Here is a 3,199-nt window from a genome sequence, read left to right on the forward strand (position 1 = left end):
AGTGTGCGGGTTGTCGGCGGGTGTGTGGCGTGGGTTTTTGATTCGTGGATAGTGTGCGCGAGCATCTTGTATCTGTGGTGGTCAAGTGAGTGTGGCATACGGTGGATGCCTTGGCACCAGGCGCCGATGAAGGACGTGGGAGGCCGCGATAGTCCGTGGGGAGCTGTCAACCGAGCGTTGATCCGCGGGTGTCCGAATGGGGGAACCCAGCCCGAGTGATGTCGGGTTGCCGCTGTCTGAATGTATAGGGCAGTTGGTGGCAACGCGGGGAAGTGAAACATCTCAGTACCCGCAGGAAGAGTAAACAACAGTGATTCCCTGAGTAGTGGTGAGCGAACGGGGAAGAGGCTAAACCGTGCGCGTGTGAGAGACGGCAGTCGTTGCGTGTGCGGGGTTGTGGGGTGTGTCTGTTCTCGGTCTGCCGGCCGGGTGCGCGTTGTGGTTTTCTGAGTCGAATCCGTTGGGATGCGGTACCGGAGTGGGTGAGAGTCCCGTAGGCGGTAGGGAGATCATGCGTGTTGGATGCGTCCCCGAGTAGCGCGGAGCCCGTGAAATTCCGTGTGAATCTGGCAGGACCACCTGCTAAGCCAAAATACGTCCTGGTGACCGATAGTGCACAAGTACCGTGAGGGAAAGGTGAAAAGTGCCCCGGTGAGGGGTCGTGAAATAGTACCTGAAACCGTGTGCTGTCAAGCCGTCAGAGCTCCTTTGTTGGGTGATGGCGTGCCTTTTGAAGAATGAGCCTGCGAGTTATGGTGCGTGGCGAGGTTAACCCGGGTGGGGGAGCCGTAGCGAAAGCGAGTCTGAAGAGGGCGTTGGAGTCGCGTGCTGTAGACCCGAAGCGGGGTGATCTACCCATGGCCAGGGTGAAGCGGCTGTAAGAGGTCGTGGAGGCCCGAACCCACCAGGGTTGAAAACCTGGGGGATGAGCTGTGGGTAGGGGTGAAAGGCCAATCAAACTCCGTGATAGCTGGTTCTCCCCGAAATGCATTTAGGTGCAGCGTCGCGTGGTGCTTGCCGGAGGTAGAGCTACTGTTTGGCTGATGGGCCCGACCAGGTTACTGACGTCAGATAAACTCCGAATGCCGGTGAAGTTAGCGTGGCAGTGAGACTGCGGGGGATAATCTTCGTGGTCGAGAGGGAAACAACCCAGATCATCAGCTAAGGCCCCTAAGCGTGTGCTAAGTGGGAAAGGTTGTGGAGTTGCTGAGACAACCAGGAGGTTGGCTTAGAAGCAGCCATCCTTGAAAGAGTGCGTAATAGCTCACTGGTCAAGTGATTCTGCGCCGATAATGTAGCGGGGCTGAAGTACACCGCCGAAGCTGTGGAGCTTGCACCGTGAGGTGTGGGTTGGTAGGGGAGCGTCGTGCATGCGGTGAAGTTCGCGGGTGACCGCGGGTGGAGTGTGTGCGAGTGAGAATGCAGGCATGAGTAGCGAAACCAACGTGGGAAACGTTGGCGCCGATTGACTAAGGGTTCCTGGGGCAGGTTAATCCGCCCAGGGTGAGTCTGGTCCTAAGGCGAGGCCGACAGGCGTAGTCGATGGATAACGGGTTGATATTCCCGTACCCGCCCGTGCGCGTCCAGTATCGAGGTCTCTGATGCTAACCACCACCGGCCCCTGGCTGTCTCCTTCGGGAGTGGCTGGGTGTGTTGGCGTGGGATCCGAGGGGATAGTAGGTAAGTGATGGGGTGACGCAGTGGGGTAGCTCTACCCGGCGATGGTGGTCCGGGGGTAAGCGTGTAGCCCGGGGTGCAGGTAAATCCGTGCCCTGTTGTGGGTGAGGCGTGATGCCGAGCCGTTTTTGGTGAAGTGAGTGATCCCGTGCTGTCGAGAAAAGCCTCTAGCGAGTTCGCGGGCGGCCAGTACCCGAAACCGACGCAGGTGGTCAGGTAGAGAATACCGAGGCGTTCGGGTGAACCATGGTTAAGGAACTCGGCAAATTGTCCCCGTAACTTTGGGAGAAGGGGAGCCCTGTCTGGTGATCGTCTTTTCGGCGTGAGCTGGGTGGGGTCGCAGATACCAGGGGGAAGCGACTGTTTATTAAAAACACAGGTCCGTGCGAAGTCGTAAGACGCTGTATACGGACTGACGCCTGCCCGGTGCCGGAACGTTAAGAGGACTGGTCAGCCCCTTTTTGGGGTGTCGCTGGGAATCTAAGCGCCGGTAAACGGCGGTGGTAACTATAACCATCCTAAGGTAGCGAAATTCCTTGTCGGGTAAGTTCCGACCTGCACGAATGGCGTAACGACTTCCCCGCTGTCTCAACCATGGGCCCGGTGAAATTGCACTACGAGTAAAGATGCTCGTTTCGCGCAGCAGGACGGAAAGACCCCGGGACCTTCACTATAGCTTGACATTGGTGTTTGGGATGGTTTGTGTAGGATAGGTGGGAGCCGGTGAAGCGGTCACGCTAGTGGTCGTGGAGGCGTTGGTGAAATACCACTCTGACTGTTTCGGGCATCTAACCTGGGGCCGTGATCCGGTCTGGGGACAGTGTCTGGTGGGTAGTTTAACTGGGGCGGTTGCCTCCCAAAGAGTAACGGAGGCGCCCAAAGGTTCCCTCGGCCTGGTTGGCAATCAGGTGGTGAGTGTAAGTGCACAAGGGAGCTTGACTGTGAGACGGACGTGTCGAGCAGGTGCGAAAGCAGGGACTAGTGATCCGGCACCGGCGTGTGGAAGCGGTGTCGCTCAACGGCTAAAAGGTACCCCGGGGATAACAGGCTGATCTTCCCCAAGAGTCCGTATCGACGGGATGGTTTGGCACCTCGATGTCGGCTCGTCGCATCCTGGGGCTGGAGTTGGTCCCAAGGGTTGGGCTGTTCGCCCATTAAAGCGGCACGCGAGCTGGGTTTAGAACGTCGTGAGACAGTTCGGTCCCTATCCGCTGCGCGCGTTGGAGACTTGTGGAGGGCTGTCCCTAGTACGAGAGGACCGGGACGGACGAACCTCTGGTGTGCCAGTTGTTCTGCCAAGGGCATGGCTGGTTGGCTACGTTCGGGAGGGATAACCGCTGAAAGCATCTAAGTGGGAAGCCTGCTCCGAGATGAGGTCTCCTGCCCCTGTGAGGGGGTAAGGCTCCCAGGAGATGACTGGGTTGATAGGCCGGGTGTGGAAGCCTTGTGAGGGGTGGAGCTGACCGGTACTAATAGGCCGAGGGCTTGTCCACCGCGGATGCTGGGTGCTCGCGCACACTGA

Annotated in this window: 1 rRNA gene; it reads left to right on the plus strand. The window is 58.5% G+C overall.

Annotated elements, in window-relative coordinates:
- Window positions 1-78: 78 nt before the first annotated feature.
- Window positions 79-3,171: ribosomal RNA gene (locus ACYVGT_RS27995) — 23S ribosomal RNA — on the plus strand.
- Window positions 3,172-3,199: the final 28 nt, after the last annotated feature.

This window comes from Nocardiopsis coralliicola, assembly GCF_054779695.1.